Source organism: Streptomyces sp. NPDC037389, from assembly GCF_040636475.1.
GTDB classification, from domain to species: domain Bacteria; phylum Actinomycetota; class Actinomycetes; order Streptomycetales; family Streptomycetaceae; genus Streptomyces; species Streptomyces hesseae.
Window position 1 is genome coordinate 137,035 of sequence record NZ_JBEZUS010000003.1, and the last position, 19,120, is coordinate 156,154.

General features: G+C 72.2%; 21 protein-coding genes. 6 read left to right on the plus strand and 15 right to left on the minus strand.

Features of this window, described 5'->3' with window-relative positions:
• Positions 1-13: 13 nt before the first annotated feature.
• Positions 14-598, minus strand: a complete 585-nt coding sequence (locus tag AB0E98_RS07400; protein ID WP_361699576.1) for a flavodoxin family protein — start codon at positions 596-598, stop codon at positions 14-16.
• A 110-nt stretch (positions 599-708) separates the two neighbouring features.
• On the opposite strand from AB0E98_RS07400, the gene AB0E98_RS07405 reads away from it, so the two are divergent.
• Positions 709-1,095, plus strand: a complete 387-nt coding sequence (locus AB0E98_RS07405) for a helix-turn-helix domain-containing protein (protein WP_361699578.1) — start codon at positions 709-711, stop codon at positions 1,093-1,095.
• 85 nt (positions 1,096-1,180) lie between these two features.
• On the opposite strand, the gene mutM is transcribed toward AB0E98_RS07405, so the two are convergent.
• From mutM to AB0E98_RS07450, 9 genes are all read right to left on the minus strand, one after another.
• Positions 1,181-2,062: a bifunctional DNA-formamidopyrimidine glycosylase/DNA-(apurinic or apyrimidinic site) lyase gene (gene mutM, locus AB0E98_RS07410; protein WP_361699580.1), complete on the minus strand. Its 882-nt coding sequence runs from the start codon at positions 2,060-2,062 to the stop codon at positions 1,181-1,183.
• A 94-nt stretch (positions 2,063-2,156) separates the two neighbouring features.
• Positions 2,157-2,951 carry a ribonuclease III gene (gene rnc / locus AB0E98_RS07415; RefSeq protein ID WP_361699582.1) on the minus strand — a complete coding sequence of 265 codons (795 nt, stop codon included), beginning with the start codon at positions 2,949-2,951 and terminating at the stop codon, positions 2,157-2,159.
• Between the two features lie 19 nt (positions 2,952-2,970).
• A complete protein-coding gene (gene rpmF, locus AB0E98_RS07420) occupies positions 2,971-3,144 on the minus strand; it encodes a 50S ribosomal protein L32 (protein ID WP_086575354.1) in 174 nt (57 codons plus the stop codon).
• Positions 3,145-3,146: 2 nt separating this feature from the next.
• Positions 3,147-3,743, minus strand: a complete 597-nt coding sequence (locus AB0E98_RS07425) for a YceD family protein (RefSeq protein ID WP_361699584.1) — start codon at positions 3,741-3,743, stop codon at positions 3,147-3,149.
• Positions 3,744-3,931: 188 nt separating this feature from the next.
• A complete protein-coding gene (locus AB0E98_RS07430; protein ID WP_361699586.1) occupies positions 3,932-5,059 on the minus strand; it encodes a cell division initiation protein in 1,128 nt (375 codons plus the stop codon).
• Between the two features lie 105 nt (positions 5,060-5,164).
• Positions 5,165-5,686: a pantetheine-phosphate adenylyltransferase gene (coaD, locus tag AB0E98_RS07435; protein ID WP_361699588.1), complete on the minus strand. Its 522-nt coding sequence runs from the start codon at positions 5,684-5,686 to the stop codon at positions 5,165-5,167.
• A complete protein-coding gene (gene rsmD, locus AB0E98_RS07440; protein WP_361699590.1) occupies positions 5,683-6,285 on the minus strand; it encodes a 16S rRNA (guanine(966)-N(2))-methyltransferase RsmD in 603 nt (200 codons plus the stop codon). The genes coaD and rsmD overlap by 4 nt, the downstream gene beginning before the upstream one ends.
• A 125-nt stretch (positions 6,286-6,410) precedes the next feature.
• Positions 6,411-9,617, minus strand: coding sequence for a helicase-related protein (locus AB0E98_RS07445; RefSeq protein ID WP_361699592.1), 3,207 nt, complete (start codon positions 9,615-9,617; stop codon positions 6,411-6,413).
• 282 nt (positions 9,618-9,899) lie between these two features.
• Positions 9,900-11,561 carry a DAK2 domain-containing protein gene (locus AB0E98_RS07450; RefSeq protein WP_361699594.1) on the minus strand — a complete coding sequence of 554 codons (1,662 nt, stop codon included), beginning with the start codon at positions 11,559-11,561 and terminating at the stop codon, positions 9,900-9,902.
• Positions 11,562-11,807: 246 nt separating this feature from the next.
• On the opposite strand from AB0E98_RS07450, the gene rpmB reads away from it, so the two are divergent.
• Entirely contained in the window at positions 11,808-11,993 is a 186-nt protein-coding gene (gene rpmB / locus AB0E98_RS07455) for a 50S ribosomal protein L28 (RefSeq protein WP_003957616.1), read from the plus strand.
• 83 nt (positions 11,994-12,076) lie between these two features.
• Here the strand turns inward: rpmB and thiD are convergent, their stop codons facing one another.
• Together thiD and AB0E98_RS07465 are read right to left on the minus strand one after the other, a co-directional pair.
• Positions 12,077-12,871, minus strand: coding sequence for a bifunctional hydroxymethylpyrimidine kinase/phosphomethylpyrimidine kinase (thiD, locus tag AB0E98_RS07460; RefSeq protein WP_361699596.1), 795 nt, complete (start codon positions 12,869-12,871; stop codon positions 12,077-12,079).
• Between the two features lie 22 nt (positions 12,872-12,893).
• On the minus strand, positions 12,894-13,871 hold the full coding sequence (locus AB0E98_RS07465) for a thiamine-phosphate kinase (protein ID WP_311615531.1): 978 nt from the start codon (positions 13,869-13,871) through the stop codon (positions 12,894-12,896).
• Positions 13,872-14,032: 161 nt separating this feature from the next.
• Here AB0E98_RS07465 and AB0E98_RS07470 point away from each other — a divergent pair, with 161 nt between their 5' ends.
• A complete protein-coding gene (locus AB0E98_RS07470) occupies positions 14,033-14,266 on the plus strand; it encodes an Lrp/AsnC ligand binding domain-containing protein (protein WP_361699598.1) in 234 nt (77 codons plus the stop codon).
• 20 nt (positions 14,267-14,286) lie between these two features.
• Positions 14,287-14,793 (plus strand): DUF3515 domain-containing protein, encoded by a 507-nt coding sequence (locus tag AB0E98_RS07475; RefSeq protein WP_361699600.1) that lies wholly within the window; start codon positions 14,287-14,289, stop codon positions 14,791-14,793.
• 28 nt (positions 14,794-14,821) lie between these two features.
• Here AB0E98_RS07475 and AB0E98_RS07480 read toward each other — a convergent pair whose 3' ends face one another.
• Genes AB0E98_RS07480 through AB0E98_RS07490 form a run of 3 tightly spaced genes read right to left on the minus strand, consistent with a single transcriptional unit; the run spans position 14,822 to position 17,803 of the window.
• Complete coding sequence (locus tag AB0E98_RS07480) at positions 14,822-15,973, minus strand: D-alanine--D-alanine ligase family protein (protein WP_361699602.1); 1,152 nt, start codon at positions 15,971-15,973, stop codon at positions 14,822-14,824.
• Between the two features lie 34 nt (positions 15,974-16,007).
• Positions 16,008-17,009 carry an NAD(P)H-dependent glycerol-3-phosphate dehydrogenase gene (locus AB0E98_RS07485; RefSeq protein WP_311615524.1) on the minus strand — a complete coding sequence of 334 codons (1,002 nt, stop codon included), beginning with the start codon at positions 17,007-17,009 and terminating at the stop codon, positions 16,008-16,010.
• A complete protein-coding gene (locus AB0E98_RS07490) occupies positions 17,006-17,803 on the minus strand; it encodes a lysophospholipid acyltransferase family protein (RefSeq protein ID WP_361699604.1) in 798 nt (265 codons plus the stop codon). The genes AB0E98_RS07485 and AB0E98_RS07490 overlap by 4 nt, the downstream gene beginning before the upstream one ends.
• Positions 17,804-18,005: 202 nt before the next feature.
• Between AB0E98_RS07490 and cofC the strand changes: the two genes are divergently transcribed.
• Positions 18,006-18,665, plus strand: coding sequence for a 2-phospho-L-lactate guanylyltransferase (cofC, locus tag AB0E98_RS07495; protein ID WP_361699606.1), 660 nt, complete (start codon positions 18,006-18,008; stop codon positions 18,663-18,665).
• 10 nt (positions 18,666-18,675) lie between these two features.
• Positions 18,676-18,903 carry a hypothetical protein gene (locus AB0E98_RS07500; protein WP_361699608.1) on the plus strand — a complete coding sequence of 76 codons (228 nt, stop codon included), beginning with the start codon at positions 18,676-18,678 and terminating at the stop codon, positions 18,901-18,903.
• Positions 18,904-19,120 lie beyond the last annotated feature (217 nt).

The window sequence follows — 19,120 nt, forward strand, 5'->3', positions numbered from 1 at the left end:
GCCAAAGGCCGGATCAGACGGAGGCGCGGCCCGCCGCATAGATCCGGGTCTGCTCGGCGACGCGGCGGCCCAGCAGCTCGGCGGTGGCTATGTCCGCCTTGTGGACGCCCTCGGGGCCCTGGTCGTTGTCGGTCTGGGCACCGGCGCCGAGGAAGAAGCCGAGACGGTTGATGTCGTTCTCGGAGGCGGTGGAGCTGTTCCAGCCCGGCATCGCGCCGAGGCCGACCCAGTGCATGCCGTGCTGGGCGGCGAGGACGGTGAAGAACTGGAGGGTGTGGAGCTTGTCACCGCTCTTGGAGGCGGAGTTGGTGAAGCCGGCCGCGATCTTGTCCTGCCAGGCACGGGTGAACCAGCGCTTGGACGTCGCCTCGGCGAAGACGTGGAAGGCGCCCGAGGCGGTGCCCATGTAGGTGGGCGAGCCGAAGACGATCGCGTCGGAGGCGTCGAGGAGCTCCCACTGCGCGTCGGTGATCTCGGCGACGTTGATCAGGTGGACGGTCGCCCCGGCACCGGCGGCACCGGCGCGGACGGCCTCGGCGAGGACGGCGGTGTGGCCGAAGCCGGAGTGGTAGGCGATGGCGACGACGGGCGTGGTCACGATGGGCTCCCTGGAGAAGCTGGTTGCGCTGACTGGGTGACCAAAGGAAAGCACTAACTTTTGGTTAGCGCAACCCTGTGGATAGCGCTGCGCGGGAGTATGGTGTTCTCATGACGACGATCGACGGCACGGACGAGCAACTGCCCTTCGACGTCTTCGCGCGCAACTGCCCTTCGCGGGAAACCCTGGGGCACGTCACCGGCCGCTGGGGCGCCCTGACCCTCGGCGCCCTGCGCGAGGACACGCTGCGCTTCAACGAGCTGCGGCGGCGGGTGGAGGGCGTCAGCGAGAAGATGCTGTCGCAGACGCTGCACGCGCTGGAGCGCGACGGTCTCGTGCACCGGGAGGCGCAGCCGACGAATCCACCGCGGGTGGATTACCGGCTGACGGCCCTGGGGCAGGAGGTGACCGGGCGGTTGATAGGGCTCATCGAGCTGCTGGAGGCACGCATGCCGGATGTGCTGGCCGCGCGGGAGCGTTACGACAGCGGGCGCTGAGCGTTCCACTGCGGGCCGGTGGGGGCTGGTCGCGCCCACGCGACGGTAGTCGCACATCGACGCCGCCCCGCGCCCCTGACGCCCCTCAGGGGCGCGGAGGCCGCTGGCAGCGGGGGCAGAAGTAGCTGGAGCGGTTCATCCAGGGCCGACGGCGGATGGGCGTGCCGCAGCGGCGGCACGGCTCGTCCTCACGGCCGTACGCGTCCAGGGAGCGGTCGAAATAGCCCGACTCGCCATTCACATTGACGTAGAGGCTGTCGAAACTGGTGCCGCCCACCGCGAGGGCCTCGTTCATGACCTCGCGGATATGGGTGAGCAGCTCGGCCGTGCGCGGGCGGGTGAGGCTCGCGGTCGGCCGCTCGTAGTGGAGCCGGGTGCGCCACAGCGCCTCGTCGGCGTAGATGTTGCCGACGCCGCTGATCAGCGACTGGTCGAGCAGGGCGCGTTTGACCGTCGTCCGGCGGCCGCGCAGCGCGGTGTGGAAGGCGGCGTCGTCGAAGGCCGGGTCGAGGGGGTCGCGGGCGATGTGCGCGATCACGTCGGGCAGCCCGTCGGGGTCGCCCTCCACCGTGTCGTGCAGCGAGAGCCCGCCGAAGGTGCGCTGGTCGACGAAGCGCAGCTCGGTCGCGGTGGCGTCGGCGAAACGGACGCGGACCCGCAGGTACTTCTCGTCCGGGGAGCCCTGCGGCTGGACGAGAAGCTGGCCGCTCATACCGAGGTGGGCGAGGACGGCCTGGGTGGGCGTGCCCGTCCCGGTGAGGGGTTCCAGCGGCAGCCAGAGGTACTTTCCGCGCCGGCGGGCGGGGCCCAGCCGGTGGCCGGTCAGCCGGGCGGCGAAGTCGTCCGGCCCCGCCGGGTGGCGGCGGATCGCCCGAGGGTGGAGGACTTCCACGGCGGCGACGACACGGCCGGAGATCCAGCGCTCCAGACCCCGTCGGACGACCTCGACCTCGGGCAACTCCGGCACGGTGCTCCTTGAAGGGGGCGAAGGCAATGGTGGCGAAGGCGGAAGAAAAGGTCCGGGCCGCGGTGCTCTCGCACCGCGGCCCGGACCGTTGTTCTCAGTTGGAGGATTTCTCCCCCGGCATCGCGCCGGACTCGGCGGCGGCCTTCTCAGCCGCCACGCGAGCTTCCGCCGCGCTGTTGATGGCGCGCCAGGCGGACTCCGCCGCCTGCTGCTCCGCTTCCTTCTTGCTGCGGCCGGTGCCGGTGCCGTACGCGACACCACCGACGCGGGCAGCAGCCGTGAAGGTCTTCTCGTGATCCGGACCTGTCTCCGTGACCAGGTACTCCGGAACGCCGAGACCCTCGGTGGCGGTCAGCTCCTGGAGACTGGTCTTCCAGTCCAGGCCGGCGCCGAGGTTCGAGGACTTCTCGATCAGCGGGTCGAAGAGCCGGTGCACCAGCTCCCCGGCCGCGTCGAGGCCCTGGTCTAGGTAGACCGCACCGATGACGGCCTCCAGGGTGTCCGCGAGGATGGAGGCCTTGTCCCGGCCGCCGGTGCCCTCTTCACCCCGGCCGAGCCGGATGAAGGAGCCCAGCTCCAGGCCCCGGCCGACCTCGGCCAGCGCCCGTGAGTTGACCACCGCGGCGCGCAGCTTGGCGAGCTGGCCCTCGGGGAGGTCCGGGTGGATGCGGTACAGCGTGTCGGTGACCACCAGACCCAGGACGGAGTCCCCGAGGAACTCCAGCCGTTCGTTGGTGGGCAGTCCGCCGTTCTCGTACGCGTAGGACCGGTGCGTCAGCGCACGCACCAGAAGGGCGGACTCGAGTGTGTACCCGAGCCGCCCTTCCAGAAGCGTGTGGGACGAGGCCGTGTCCGCCGACGCCTTCTTCGGCGCTGTGGCGTCTGACATGAAGCCTGTCACCCGCCGATCAGACCGCGAGGACCTGGCGCTTGTTGTAGGTGCCGCAGCTGGGGCACGCGATGTGCTGCTGCTTCGGCTCGTGGCAGCGCTCGCACGCCACCAGGGGGGTGACCGCAGCCTTCCACTGCGACCGGCGGTGGCGCGTGTTGCTGCGCGACATCTTCCGCTTCGGAACAGCCACGGCTACTTCTCCTGTGTGTCATCCCCGCCGGAGCGGGGTGCGTTGTCCGTCTCGCCGGCCGTCTCGGATCCGGCGAGTCCCTTCAGTGCCGCCCAACGAATGTCGACCGACTCATGGTGGTGGTCCGGGTCGTCCGCCAGCCGCTCTCCGCACTCGGAGCACAGGCCGGGACAGTCGTCCTGGCACACCGGCTGCAGCGGCAGTGCGAGCACCACCGCGTCCCGCAGCACGGGTTCGAGGTCGAACAAGTCGTCCTCGAGGTGGAGGATGTCCTCCTCATCGTCCTCGGCGTCGTCGTCCGTGGCCACGATGCGGCCCCGGGCGTCGGCGTCGGGGTAGGAGTACATCTCCTGGAAGTCCGCTTCAAACTCTCGCTCGAGCGGCTCCAGACACCTTACGCACTCCCCGGTGAGCGGCGCACGGGCGGTGCCTGTGACAAGCACCCCTTCCATGACCGACTCAAGGCGGAGTTCGAGCTCCACCGCCGCGCCCTCGGCCACGCCGATGACCTCGATACCGAGGTCGCGCGGGGCGGGGACGGAGCGGGAGACCCTCTTCAGCGCACCGGGACGCCGGCCCAGCTCGCGCGTATCGAACACGAGAGGGTTGCGGGGGTCGAGGCGGGCGTTCAGGGCTTCCTGCTTTCTACGCTGCGGTGACGGCGGCCCGGGTGCACGAGGCACGGAGGGCAGCCTGGATCGCGGACGTACACGCGACCGAAGAGCCAGGATACTGGACGGTCGCCCGTGGGCCCAATCCGCGTCCGGCGACGGTGGCCGGAGCGGGGTCAGCGGCCCTGCTCGTACTCGCGGAGCCGGTTCAGGTCGATCATCGAGGTGTCGAAGAAGCTGGTCTCGTCGAGGGCGCCCGCCGCCCGGGGCTGGTGCCCGTCGGCCGGGTAGCCGGCGGCGGTCCCGTAGCCGTGACCGAGGTCCGTCCCGCGGCCCGTCCCCTGGGCCGGGGCCTGCCAGGCGTACGGGTCGGGCTGCTGGTAGCCGCCGGGGACGGCGTACGGGTCGGCCTGCGGCGGGTACTGCGCGGCCTGCTGGGGATAGCCGTACGGGTCCTGCCCGCCGTAGCCCCCGGCGGGGACGGTGTAGTCGCTCCAGACGGGCTGCTGCGGAACCTGGGGCGGCTCGGGGGCCCGGTGGGCCTCCCTGGGCGCCCTCGGCGCGGCCAGGGGCTCCTGCGGGCCGCCGGCGAGCTCGGCGAGGAAGTCGGCGTCGCTGGTGGGGCGGCCGGGGACGATGCCGTCGTGGGCGGCCAGGTGGGCGCCCAGCTCGTCGACGGGGCGGGCCCCGAGCAGCTTCTCCCGGCCCCGGCCGACGGCCTCCAAGGCCTTGGCCAGCACGGCCGAGACGGCGCCCAGCTTGACGTCCACATAGGCGTCGGCGCTCTGCCGCTGGGTCCGGGAGTCGGCGCTGCGCTCCGGGGCGTCGTGGGCCAGGCCCTCGGGGTCGTGCCCGTCGTCACCGAGGCCGAGGAGCTTCTCCCGGCCCCGGTCGACGGAGCCGATGGTCTTGGTGAGGACGACCTCGAAGTTGGCGAGGGTGCTGTCGACGTAGTCGTCGGCGCCGGCACGGATCTCCTCGGCCTCCCGGCGGGCCTCCTCGAGGATGCGGTCGGCCTCCTCGCGGGACTGCCGGGCGACCTCGGTGTCGGAGATCAGCGAGCCGCGCTGGGCCCGGGCCGAGGCGAGGATCGCCTCGGCCTCGTCACGCGCCCGGGCGACGAGCTGCTCCCGGTCGCCGATGACCTCGCGCGCCTGGGCCAGCGAGCCGGGCAGGGCGGCGCGCACCTCCTCCAGGAGGGCGAGCAGCTCGGCCCGGTTGAGCACGCAGGAGGCCGACATGGGCAGGGACCGGGCGCCGGTGACGGTCGTGACGATCTCGTCGAGTCTCTTCTGGACGTCCACCGTGACGCTCGCCGCCTTCTCGCATTCCGGGGTGGCCTGGTGGCCGATGGGAACGAACGGGGACGACTGTACGGCCGGCGGCCCCCGGCCGACAGCTACTGACGATCAGTCAGATCCGGCCCGGTGGGCGAGGCGCTCCTTGAGGGCCTCCAGCACCAGCGGCGGCACCAGGTGGGAGACGTCGCCGCCCCAGGCCGCGACCTCCTTGACCAGGCTGGAGGAGAGGAAGCTGTAGGTGGGGTTGGTGGGGACGAAGAGGGTCTCGACGCCCGAGAGGCCGTTGTTCATCTGGGCCATCTGGAGCTCGTAGTCGAAGTCGCTGACCGCCCGCAGGCCCTTGACGATGGCCGGGATGTCGCGCTCCTTGCAGAAGTCGACGAGCAGGCCGTGATGGGACTCCACCCGGACGTTGCCGTACTCGGCGGTGACCTGGCGGAGGAGTTCTATCCGCTCGTCGATGGTGAACAGGCCCTCCTTGGACTTGTTGACCATCACGGCGACGTGCACGACGTCGTACAGCTTCGAAGCGCGGGCGATGATGTCGAGGTGCCCATTGGTGACGGGGTCGAACGACCCCGGACAGACGGCGCGGCGCAACGGTGTTTCCTCGCTCTCCGGTCCATTCATGACGTGCCTGATCCCGTGGTGTCGGCAGTGCACGCCGAAGCGGCGTGACCGTACCAAAGCGTCCCCTCGCCGTAGCGACGGGCCCTCAGTGCGTCGAAACCCTCCGGCCAGCGGAATTCCCCGCCCCTGGTGCTGCGCTCCACAGTGACGAGCGCGTCCTCGGCCAGCCAGCCCCTGCCCCTGAGTGTGAGCAGGATCTCCCGGAGGTCGTCGTCGGTGACCACGTAGGGCGGGTCGAGGAAGACCACGTCGTACGGCCGGGCGGGCGGCGCCCCGGCCACGACCTGCTCGGCCTTGCCGCCGCGCACCTCGGCGCCCGGCAGGCCGACCACGCGGACGTTGTCCTGGATGACGCGCAGGGCGCGGGCGTCCGCCTCGACGAGGAGGGTGTGGGCGGCGCCCCGGGAGAGCGCCTCCAGGCCGACGGCGCCGGAGCCGCCGTAGAGGTCCAGCACGCGCGCGCCGTCCAGGGTGCCCAGGAAGGACGTCCAGGTGGAGAACAGGCCCTCGCGTGCCCGGTCGGAGGTGGGGCGGGTGCCGGTGCCCGGCGGTACGGCCAGTCGGCGTCCGCCGGCGCGGCCGGCGATCACGCGGGTCATGGTCTCGGAAGTCCTTCGGCGGTGGGTGACACGGTGCGGCGGTGGCCGCACCGACAGCGTATGGCGTCGGCGCCACGGCGTCCGCCCGGCCCCGGCGGCGTCGGCCCTGGTCCTGGCCCGGGGCGTCAGCCCTTGTCCAGGAACTCCTCCCGGTCCTTGTCCAGCAGGGCGTCGAGCGCGGTGCGCAGCTCGGGCAGCCGGGCGAGCTCGGGGTCGGCGGCCACGACCGCGGCGGCCTCCTCGCGGGCGGCCGCGATGATCTCCTCGTCGTCGATGACGGTGAGCATCCGCAGGGAGGAACGGACGCCGGACTGCGCCTGGCCGAGGACGTCGCCCTCGCGGCGCTGCTCCAGGTCGATGCGGGAGAGCTCGAAGCCGTCGAGGGTGGCGGCGACCGCGCCGAGCCGGGCCCGGGCCGGACTGGCCTCCGGCATCTCGCTGACCAGCAGGCAGAGCCCGGGGGCCGAGCCACGGCCGACGCGGCCGCGCAGCTGGTGGAGCTGGGAGACGCCGAACCGGTCGGCGTCCATGATCACCATCACGGTGGAGTTGGGCACGTTCACACCGACCTCGATGACGGTGGTGGCGACCAGGACGTCGACCTCGCCCGCCGCGAAGCGGCGCATCACCTCGTCCTTGGCGTCGGGCTGCATCCGCCCGTGGAGCACCTCCACGCGCAGCCCGGCCAGGGGCCCCCGGGAGAGCTCCTCGGCGATGTCGAGCACGGCCAGCGGAGGGCGGCGCTCCGCGTCGTCCTCGGCGGACTTCTTCCCCGGGGCGTCCTCCTCGTCGCCGATGCGGGGGCAGACGACGTACGCCTGGTGGCCGCCCTGGACCTCCTCGCGGACCCGTTCCCAGGCGCGGGAGAGGAAGTGCGGCTTGTCCTTGGCGGGCACCACATGGGTGGCGATGGGCGAGCGCCCGGCGGGCAGCTGGTCCAGGACGGACGTCTCCAGGTCGCCGAAGACGGTCATGGCGACGGTGCGCGGAATGGGTGTGGCGGTCATCACCAGCAGATGCGGCGGTTGCTTGCCCTTGGAGCGCAGGGCGTCGCGCTGCTCGACGCCGAAGCGGTGCTGTTCGTCGACGACGACCAGGCCCAGGTCGTGGAACTGGACCTTGTCCTCGATCAGGGCGTGCGTCCCGACGACGACGCCCGCCTCGCCGGTGACCAGGTCGAGCAGCGCCGCCCGGCGCGCGGCCGTGCCCATGGAGCCGGTCAGCAGGACGACCTTGGTGCCCTGCTCGGCGCCGCCGAGCATGCCGCCCTCGGCCAGCTCGCCCATCATCTCGGTGATCGACCGGTGGTGCTGCTGGGCGAGGACCTCGGTGGGGGCGAGCATGGCCGCCTGGCCGCCCGCGTCCACGACAGCGAGCATCGCGCGCAGGGCGACCATGGTGTTGTGGGTGACCGTGAAGTGGTCCGTCACATAGGCCCGGCTCGGGTGGGCGACGCTGATGCACTGGACCGGCTTGCGCCCGACGTATTCCACGGCACGGATACCTCGCCGGAAAGTGTTGTATTTCGGCCGGGGCCGGATGTGGTCCGCCTTCCGGGGCAGCCTGAATGGCGAGAACTCGTCGGGCAGCGCGACCGACACGTTGAAAGCGGCCTTCTTGGGTAGCACTCGGGCACGGCCCCCAAGAGATCGCACAAGCCAGGCGACGTCGTCTGCGAGCCGTTTCGAAGCGGAACAGAACGAGATGCTGAACCCACTCGGCCGCACTGTCCCGTCAGCGTCCATAAGCCCTTGCAGAACAGCCAGGCGATTTTTGATCGTCGTGTTCTTGAAGGGATCCGGGATGAACTTCTCGTGCGAGGTCAGTCCCCATAGCCCCAGATCCCGCAATGCCTGAATGACCGGGTTTCTCCGCGCCCCGCCCCTCGGCACCGCCATCTGGACGGTGTAGTCGTAGGAGGATCCGGGCACCGGGACGAGTCGGCAGTCCGGGGCCACAGCTGCCTCGGCTGCCTCACGGATGTCGTCGTCAGCGGTCGAGAGCCTCAAGCTGTGACGGAACGAACCGTCTCCCAGCAGGAGGCCGAAGAGGTAAGGGTCGAGCGGCGGCTCTGACTCACCGCTCAGATCGACTGGTACCGCAGGCGGGATGTACCACTTCGACGATCCGTTCGCCTTGTAGGTATCCAACCTGATCTCTCGGGTCGTCAGAACTTTGGGCGGTTGTCCACGATCCCATCCGCAGCTGGTTCCCACGATCCACAGGTGCTCGTCGTCACATTCGATTTCGCTGTCGTCGGACAGAACGATGCGCCATACGTCGCGTTCGCCCTGAGGAAATACGCCATCGACGATCGCCAGCTCACCCGTCGGAATCACGACCTCATCGCCCAGGACGATGTCCCCCATGGGGCGATAGCCCTTCGGCGTCAGCACCAAGGCGTCGAGAGGCTGCGCCTTGCCGGAGCCCACCTCGCCCTGGAGCAGCCGGTGCATGGGGTGCTCGGTGGCCAGGTCGTCGAAGATCTCGGCGGAGACCTTCAGCTGGCCGTCGGTGAGGGTGAAGGGCAGCTTGGCGTCGAAGGCGTCGAGCAGGCCGCCGGGCGCGGGTTTGCGGGCCACGGCGGGCGCTTGCGAGTCGGCATGGCGGCGGCGGGCGAGGGCGACCTGGAGGACGAACGCCTCGTCCCACTTCAGCCGGGAGCGGGCGTCCTCGATGTCCGCCTTGGCCCGGGGCCGGTGGATCTTGCGGAGGGCCTCCGGGAGCTGGACCAGGCCGCGGCCCTCGCGCAGCGCGGGCGGCAGCGGGTCCACGACGGACTCCCAGCCGGTGGCCTCCATCGAGGCGAGCACGACGTCGACCGCGTTGGAGATCTTCCAGGACTCCATCTTGGAGCAGGCCGGGTAGAGCGGGATCAGCTGGTCGGCCCAGGCCTTGGCGGTGCTCGCGTCACTGTCGCCGCCGAGCATCTCGTAGGCCGGGTGGGAGAGCTGGCGGATGTTGCGGAACGTGCCGGTCTTGCCGGCGAACATGCCGCGCCGGCCGGGTACCAGCTCCTTCTGGTGGTGGTAGATCGACCGGCCGAAGAAGACCAGCTGGAGCCGGCCGCTGCCGTCGGTGACGGTCACCTCCAGCCGCTGGCCCCGGCCCTGGTTGAACTTGTGCACCCGGGCGTCGGAGACCTGCGCGACGACCGTGACGTGCTCATCCAGCGGCAGGTCGGCGAGCCGGGTGAGCTCGCCGCGCTCGGCGTAGCGGCGCGGGTAGTGGTGCAGCAGGTCGCCGACCGTGTGCAGATCGAGGTGCTCGGCCATCACCTTCGCGGTGGTGCCGCCGAGCGTCTTCTTCAGGGGTTCTTCCAGCGCGGGCACGTCCCTATTGCACACCACGGCTCTGACAAGTGCGGTGAATCGCCCCCGGAAAACCAGGACACTGAAGGTCACCGAGGCGCTACGCTCAGGTTCGCGCTGTGTGCGCCGGGCAGGGCCTGTCCGTCGTGAGCCTGTGTCAACGGGCGAGTGAGAAGCCACCGCGTTCAGGCACCGGCGGGGTCACTGCACACCACGCCGCTGAGCGGTGAGCGGTCTGCATTGGTTGTGCCCGAAACGCCCGGCAATGGGCCCGCGCTGTCGCGGACCCGTTGCCGGGCGTTTTCACTCCACCCCGACCAACAGCGGCGCCCGCTGCCCGCCCCGGTAGACCACGGTGTCCACGGCCAGGTGGCCGCCGCGCACATGCCGCTGGAGGCGGTCGGCGACGGCGTCGGGGACGTCCGCGCCGAGCACGAGCGTGACCATCTCGCCGCCCGCCGTGAGCATCCGGTCCAGGACGGTCTCGGCGGTGGCGGCGAGCTCGGCGCCGATGACGGCGACGTCGCCGTCGATGAGGCCGAGGACGTCCCCGGCCTGGCAGACGCCCGCCATGGTCCACGACTGCCGCTCGGCGACGACGAGCTCAGCGTGCCGGGTGGCCCCGGCGGCGGAGGTCATGGCCACGACGTCCTCGTCGAAGCGGCGGCCGGACTCGTGGACGGCGAGGGCGGCGATGCCCTGGACCGGGGAGCGGGTGGGGATGAGGGCGACCCGGACGCCCTCGGCGCGGGCCTGCTCGGCGGCCGCGGCGGCGGTGTGCCGCAGGTCGGCGTCGTTGGGCAGCAGCACCACCTCGCGCGCGTGGGCGCGCCGGACGGCCTGCACCAGCTCGCCGCTCGCGGGCGGCTCTCCCGGCCGTACGGTCACGACGGTCGCGCCGGCCTCGGCGCACAGCGCCGCCAGGCCCTCGCCCGGTACGACCGCGACGACGGCCCGCTGTACGGGCTCGTGGACCCGGGTGCGCTCGATGGCGGCGGAGCCGAAGTGGGTGATGCGCACGCGGTACGGGCGTCCCGCGTCGATGCCCGCCTCGACGGCGGCACCGGCGTCGTCCACGTGCACATGAACGTTCCACAGGCCGTCCCCGCCGACGACGACGAGGGACTCCCCCAGCGCGTCGAGGCGGGTCCGCAGCCGGGCGACGGCCGTGTCGTCCGCCTCCAGCAGGTAGATCACCTCGAAGGCGGGCCCGTCGCCCGCCGGGACGTCCACGCCGCCGGCCTCGGCCGGACAGCCCCCGGCGAGCCAGTCGTGGGCGGCGCGGGCGGGCGCGGCGGCGGCCCGCGCGGCGCCGGGGCCGCCCGTCAGGGCGGTCACGAGCGCGCCCAGTACCTCCACGAGGCCCTTGCCGCCCGCGTCGACCACTCCCGCCCGCCCGAGGACCTCCAGCTGGCACGGGGTGGCCGCCAGGGCCGTCAGGGCGCCCTCGTGCGCGGCGCGGGCGACGGCCGGGCCGTCACCCGGGGTGACCTCGGCGGCCTCGGCGGCGGCCGTGGCGACCGACAGCACGGTGCCCTCGACGGGGCGGGCGACGCCCTCGTACGCCGACTCGACCGCGCGGCGCAGGGCGCGGCGCAGCAGGGCGGCGTCGTCGCGCCGCTCCTCGGCGGCGGGTGCGGCCAGGACCTCGGCCATGCCGCGCAGCAGCTGCGCCAGGATCGTCCCGGAGTTTCCGCGGGCCCCTATGAGGGCGCCGTGGGCCATCGCCCGGACGGCCTCGGCCAGGCCCGGGCGGGAGCCGGGGCCGCCGGTGGCGTGACCGTCGAAGACGGCGTCGACGGCGCGGGCGGCGGACTCGACGGTCAGGTAGAGGTTGGTGCCGGTGTCGCCGTCCGCGACGGGATAGACGTTGATCGCGTCGATCTCCTCGCGGGCCCCGCCGAGCGCGTCGAGTGCCAGGCCGCACCAGGCGCGTACCGCGTCGGCGTCGAGCGGGTGCGGCACGTGGGTCCTCCTCGGACGGCGGGGCTGGGGGAAGCGCTGGAGCAGACTAGTCCCGCGCGGGGGCCCCGGGGGCGAGCCGGGCGGGTTCGGGGCCGGTCATGGTAGTTTCGTTGTCCAGGAGCGGTCGTTGTATGCTGCTCCGGTTGCCTGATGAGAATCAGGCCATCCCCCTGGCAAGCCAAGTCACCTACGACCCGGCAACGCCGGGATTTCCCGTAAGTGCATCTGAAGTCTTTGGAGTGACCCGTGGCTGCCAACTGCGACGTCTGCGGCAAGGGGCCGGGCTTCGGCAATAACATTTCGCACTCGCACCGCCGTACGTCCCGTCGCTGGAACCCGAACATCCAGCGTGTGCGTGCCGTGGTCGGTCGGACGCCGAAGCGCCTCAATGTCTGCACCTCGTGCATCAAGGCCGGCAAGGTCTCGCGCTAACTAGCTAGTAGCGCGGCAGCCTCGCCGCCCCTTGAAAGCCGGTCCCCTTCGGGGGGCCGGCTTTTTGCCGTCCTCGCCGCGCGTCAGCGCGCGCTCGTCCAGCCGTGGTCCACCGGGCCGATTCCCGCGCCCAGGGCGAACCCCGCCGCGATCGCGCCCGTGACGTACGACTTGGCCTCCGCGACCGCCTCCGGCACGGAGTGCCCCTTCGCCAGGCCCGCCGCGATCGCGCTCGCCAGCGTGCACCCCGTTCCGTGCGTGTGCCGGTTGTCGTGACGTGGGGCACGGAACCAGTGCTCCTCCGCCCCGTCCGTCAGGAAATCCACCGCGTCGCCCTCCAGGTGGCCGCCCTTGATCAGCGCCCAGCGCGGCCCGTACGACAGCACCGCGTCCGCCGCCCGGCGCAGGCCCGCCTCGGAGGACACCTGGACGCCCGTCAGCCAGGCGACCTCGTCCAGGTTGGGGGTGGCGACCGTCGCGGCCGGCAGGAGCTTCGTGCGGACCGCGTCGCGCGCGGAGGCGGCCAGCAGGGCGTCGCCGTGCTTGGAGATGCCGACGGGGTCGACGACGACGGGGGCGGTCACCTCGTCGAGGAGGGCGGCCACGGTCTCCACGAGCTCCGCCGAGGCGAGCATGCCGGTCTTCACGGCCTCCACGCCGATGTCGTCCACGACGCTGCGGAACTGGGCCCGTACCGCCTCGGCGGGCAGCGGCCAGGCGCCCTGGACGCCGAGGGAGTTCTGCGCGGTCACCGCTGTGACCACGCTCATGCCGTGAGTGCCGAGGGCGAGCATCGTCTTCAGGTCTGCCTGGATGCCCGCACCGCCGCCGGAGTCGGATCCGGCGACGGTCAGTACGCGAGGCGGGGGTATGCGCATGCGCGCAATCTACTCGCCGGGATTATTCGCCCGGCTCCAGGCCGTCGTCGCCGAAGTGGTCCCAGCCGCCCGCCTTGTCCCAGGGCGCGCCGTCGACGGTGACCTGCGGGAGGGCGGAGGGATTGACGACCTCGCCGATGATCTTCCAGCGGGCGGGGAGCTTCACGTCCGGCGGGAAGGTCGCCACGATGGCGTGGTCCTCTCCCCCGGTCAGCACCCACTGGAGCGGGTCGACGCCGACGGCCTGGCCGATGTCCAGCATCTGCGTGGGCACGTCGATGGCGGCGGTGCGCAGGTCGATGCGGACCTTGCTGGCCTCGGCGATGTGGCCGAGGTCGGCGATGAGGCCGTCGCTGACGTCCGTCATGGCGGTGGCGCCGAGCGCGGCGGCGGCGGGCCCCGCGTGGTACGGGGGCTCCGGCCGGCGGTGGGCCTCGACGAAGGCGCGCGGGGAGCGGAAGCCGCGGGAGAGTACGGCGAGCCCGGCGGCGGACCAGCCCAGCCAGCCGGTGACGGCCACGACGTCGCCCGCGCGGGCCCCGGAGCGGGTGACCGGCTCGTGGTTGCGCAGGTCGCCCAGGGCCGTGATGGCGACGGTGATGGTGTCACCGCGCACCACGTCCCCGCCGACCACGGCCGCGCCGGCGACCTGGCACTCGTCGCGGATGCCGTCCATCAGCTCGGTCGGCCAGGTGGCGGCGAGCTCGGCGGGTACGACGAGGCCCAGCAGCACGGCCGTGGGCACCGCGCCCATGGCGGCGATGTCGGCGAGGTTCTGCGCGGTGGCCTTGCGCCCGACGTCGTAGGCGGTGGACCAGTCGCGGCGGAAGTGCCGTCCCTCCAGGAGTACGTCCGTACTCGCGACGACCCGGCGGTCGGGCGCCGCGACCACCGCGGCGTCGTCACCGGGCCCGAGCCGGACCGCCGGGGTGGTGGTGAGCCGGGAGGTCAGCTCTCTGATGAGGCCGAACTCCCCCAACTCGCCCACGGTGCCTTTCACTGAGCTCCTCCTCGGAGTGGTGTCGGTTGTGGTGCCGGTTGCCCTGATCCTGACGTGTCCCGCGCCGCGCAGGCCGCGCGGGTCTCCCCGCACCGTGCGGTGACGCGGTACCGTGGCGTCTCTTCTCCCCACATGATCCTCGAAGCCGCCCTGGAGGTTCCGTGGTACAGGCGTACATCCTGATCCAGACCGAGGTCGGCAAGGCGTCGACCGTGGCCGAACTCATCGGAAAGATCTCGGGAGTGATCCAGGCCGAAGACGTGACCGGGCCGTACGACGTGATCGTGCGCGCCCAGGCGGACACCGTGGACGAGCTCGGTCGCATGGTGGTCGCGAAGGTCCAGAAGGTGGAGGGCATCACCCGCACCCTGACCTGCCCGGTGGTCCATATCTAGCTCCCCCGTATGCTCGGCCGGTGAAGTCTTCGCTCCGCCGGCCCCTCGGCCTGCCCGCCGCCGCCCTGCTGCTCGCGGCCGTGGGCTGCTCGGCGCCGGACCCGTCGGCGGGTCCGGCGGTGCCCTCGCCGGACGCGCGGCAGGCCGGGCCCTGCCGGGCGCTCCACCGTGCGTTGCCGGACATCCTGGACGGGCGGAAGCGGCGTACCACGGAGCCCGTCTCGGACTTCACGGCACTGTGGGGCGATCCCGCGATCACGCTGCGCTGCGGGGTGGCGCGTCCCAAGATCCTTACGCCCGGGACCGAACACTACAACCCCGGCGCGGACTCGGCGGATCTCGACGGGGTCACCTGGCTGCCGGAGCGGCAGCCGGACGGCAGCGTCCGCTGCACGACCGTGCAGCGGGAGGCCTGGGTCGAGGTGACGCTGCCCGGGCGTGTGGTGGGCGACGCCGGCGACATCAGCGCGCTGACCGATCTCGCCGACGCCGTGAAGAAGACGATTCCGGAAGGAATCCTCCCGTAGGGGATCCCTTCCGGAGTGTCCTGAGCGGCTAGCGCAGGCCCGTGGAGCGGCGCAGGGCGGCCTGGACGAGCCGGTCGACCAGCTCCTGGTACTCGACGCCGGTCTCCTGCCACATCCGCGGGTACATGGAGATGGGCGTGAAGCCGGGCATGGTGTTGATCTCGTTGATCACGAACTCGCCGTCCTCGGTGAGGAAGAAGTCCGCGCGGACCAGCCCCTCGCAGGAGGCGGCCTCGAAGGCCTCGACGGCCAGCTCCTGGACCCGGCGGGTCTCCTCCTCGCTCAGCGGGGCGGGGACGATGCCGGAGGCGGAGTCGATGTACTTGGCCTCGAAGTCGTAGAAGTCGTGCGCGGAGACCGGGGGGATCTCGGCGGGCACGCTGGCGCGCGGGCCGTCCTCGAACTCGAGGACGCCGCACTCGATCTCACGGCCGCGCAGCAACGATTCGACCAGGATCTTCGGGTCGTGGCGGCGGGCTTCCTCGATGGCCTCGTCCAGACCGGAGAGGTCGTCGACCTTGGTGATGCCCATGGAGGAGCCGGCGCGCGCGGGCTTCACGAAGAGGGGCCAGCCGTGCTCGCCCGCGAAGTCCACGATCTTCTCGCGGGCGGCGGCCGGATCGTTTTCCCACTCGCGCGGGCGGATGACCGCGTACGGGCCGACGGGCAGGCCGAAGGAGATGAAGACGCGCTTCATGTACTCCTTGTCCTGGCCGACGGCGGAGGCGAGGACGCCCGCGCCCACGTAGGGGATGCCGGCCAGTTCCAGCATGCCCTGGAGGGTGCCGTCCTCGCCGTAGGGGCCGTGCAGCACGGGGAAGACGACGTCGACCTCGCCCAGCGCCTTGGGGACGGCGCCGGGCTCGGTGTAGACGACCTCACGGCTGGCGGGCGTGGTGACGGGCAGCAGCACACCGCCGTCGGCGGAGTCGACGAGCTGCTCGACGCTCGGCAGCGAGCGGTCGGCGATGGTCATCCGCTCCGGGTCGTCGGCGGTCAGCGCCCAACGGCCGTCGGTGGTAATGCCGATCGGCAGCACGTCGTACTTGGCGCGGTCGATGGCGCGCAGCACCGCGCCTGCGGTCACCACGGAAATGGCGTGTTCGGAACTGCGGCCGCCGAAGACGACCGCGACACGCGGCTTCCGCTGAGGGCTCTGGGGGGAGGTCTCGCTGCTCATATCGCGTCGAGAGTACCTGGTGACCGCGGGTGCTTCAGTGTCGCTCGGCCTTGGCGCTGCGCGACATCAGCTCCTTGAGGGCCACCATGGGCGGCTTGCCCTCGTGGACGATGCCGACGACCGTCTCCGTGATCGGCATGTCGACATGGTGACGCCGGGCCAGATCGAGCACGGACTCGCAGGACTTGACGCCCTCCGCCGTCTGCTCGGTGGCGGCGACGGTCTCCTCCAGGGTCATGCCCCGGCCGAGGCAGGCGCCGAAGGTGCGGTTGCGGGAGAGCGGCGAGGCGCAGGTGGCGACGAGGTCGCCCATGCCGGCCAGGCCCGCGAAGGTGTGGGCGTCGGCGCCCATGGCCAGGCCCAGCCGGGTGGTCTCGGCGAGGCCCCGGGTGATCAGGGACGCCTTGGCGTTGTCGCCGAGGCCCATGCCGTCGGCGATGCCCACGGCCAGCGCGATGACGTTCTTCACCGCGCCGCCCAGCTCGCAGCCCACCACGTCGGTGTTGGTGTACGGGCGGAAGTACGCGGTGTGGGAGGCGGCCTGGAGCCGCCGGGCGACGGATTCGTCGGGGCAGGCGACGACGGCGGCGGCGGGCTGCCGTGCCGCGATCTCCTTGGCGAGGTTGGGGCCGGTGAGCACGGCGACCCGGTCCGGGGAGACCTTGGCGACCTCCTCGATCACCTCGCTCATCCGCTTCGCGGTGCCGAGCTCGATGCCCTTCATCAGGGAGACCAGCACGGTGCCGTCGGCCAGCAGGGGCGTCCACTCGGCGAGGTTGCCGCGCAGGGTCTGGGAGGGCACGGCGAGCACGGTGAACGCGGCGTCGCGGGCGGCCTCGGCGGGGTCGGTGGTGGCCCGTACGGCGGCGGGGAGCTCGACTCCGGGGAGGTAGTCGGGGTTGGTGCGGCCGGTGTTGATGGCGTCCACGAGGGCGGCGCGGCGGCCCCACATGGTGACCTCGCAGCCGGCGTCGGCGAGGATCATCGCGAAGGCGGTGCCCCAGGAACCGGTGCCGTAGACGGCGACGCGCGTCACTTGTCGTTCTCCTCCTCGGACGGGGCGTTCCCCGACGGGCTCTTCCCGGACGCGTTCGCCGCGCGGCGGGCGGCGGCCGTGGCACGGGCCTTCTTGAGGTTGTACGGCTCGGCCGGGGCGGGCTCGCCGCGCAGTTCGGCGAGGAGTTCGGTGATGGCCCTCATGATGACCTCGGTGACCTCGCGCAGCACCTCGGCGGTGGGCTCCTGGCCGTGGTACGCGGACAGGTCGACGGGCGGGCCGGCCAGCACCCGGAGGGTCTTGCGGGGGAAGAGCCGCAGCTTCTTCTCCTTGGCGTACGGCGGCATCGCCTCGTTGGCGCCCCACTGGGCGACCGGGATCACGGGCGCGCGGGTGAGGAGGGCGACGCGGGCGGCGCCGGTCTTGCCCTCCATGGGCCACATGTCGGGGTCGCGGGTGAGGGTGCCCTCGGGGTAGAAAGCCACGCACTCGCCGTTGTTGATGGCGTCCACGGCGGCCCGGAAGGCGGTGGCCGCGTCGGCGGACTCGCGGTAGACGGGGATCTGCCCGGTGCCGCGCAGGATCGCGCCGACGAAGCTGCCCTTGAACAGCCCGGCCTTGGCGAGGAAGCGCGGGACGCGCCCGGTGTTGTACTGGTAATGGGCGTAGGACAGCGGGTCGAGATACGAGTTGTGGTTGACGGCGGTGATGAAGCCGCCGTCGGCGGGAATGTGCTCCATTCCGCGCCAGTCCCGCTTGAACAGAACCACGAGCGGCGGTTTCGCCAACACCGCCGCAAAGCGGTACCAGAAGCCGATTCTGTGGCGGGACACTCGGACACCCTTCTGTTGGAACCTGGACGTGCTTCGGGCGTGCTGCTCACCCGGGGGCCGGACAAGTGTCGCCCCGGGTACCCGGTCTGTCGAGAACGCCCCGGGGGCCCGGACTTCTCGGAACACCGTAACCCCGCCCCCGCTGCCGGGCCGCGCCAGCGGGTGACAATGGGGGCCGACGCGAGGAGAGGGGACCGGGGCCGTGCTGTGGACGCTGGTGGTACCGGTGAAACCGCTGGCGGGGGCCAAGAGCCGCCTCGTGGCGGGCGCGGCGCGGCTGCCGGGGCCCGCGCTGGCCCTGGCCTTCGCCCTGGACACGGTGGGTGCCGCGCTGGCCTGCGGCGCCGTGCGGGATGTGGCGGTCGTCACGGCGGATCCGCTGGCCGGGGCCCACCTGGCGGCCCTCGGCGCCCGGGTGCTGCCCGAACCGCCGGGCGGCGGGCTGAACGCGGCTTTGGCGCACGGCGCCCACGAGGTGCGCCGGGTGCGCCCGGACGCGGCCGTGGCCACGCTCAACGCGGATCTGCCGGCATTGCGCCCCACCGAACTCGGGCGGGTGCTCGAATTCGCGGCCGGATTTCCCCGCGCATTTCTCGCGGATGCCGCCGGAATCGGTACGACGCTGTTGGCGGCGGCCCCCGGAAGGGAATTGTCCCCGGCGTTCGAGGGTGCCTCGCGTGCCCGGCACCGGGCCTCGGGGGCCCGGGAGATAACCCTGGCGGGTGTGGACTCCGTGCGCCGGGACGTGGACACCGAGCAGGACCTGCGGGCCGCGCTGGCGCTGGGCGTGGGGCCGCGCACGGCGGCGGTCGCCGGGCGGGCGCGGACCGCCGGGGCGCCCTCGCCCGCGCGGGCGGACTAGGCTTCCGGGCATGCAGGCCACCGCGTACACCTTCGATCCCCAGACCCGTGCCGGGAGCGTCCTCCTGGACGACGGCACGCCCGTGCCCTTCGACGGGGCGGCGTTCGACGCCGGGGGTCTGCTGATGCTGCGGCCCGGCCAGCGGGTGCGGATCGAGTTCGCGGCGCCGGCCGAGGGGACCCCGGAGGTCCCGCCGGCGGAGCGCCGGGTGACCCTGGTGACGCTCCAGACTTTCTGAGGAACTCCAGACTTTCCGAGGACGGGCCGGAGCCGCCGCCGGGCGCGCCGCGAAGCGGCGCCCGTAGCGCGCGGCGGCGCCATGGACGTCCCGTCCGGCCTGCGGGGCCGGACACGCCGCGGGCCGGGCTCCCCGACGGGGGGCCCGGCCCGGCGCGTTAAGCCCTTCGTCCGCTGCCGTACTTGGTTTTGGGAGGGGGGGTATTGGCAGGGGTGGT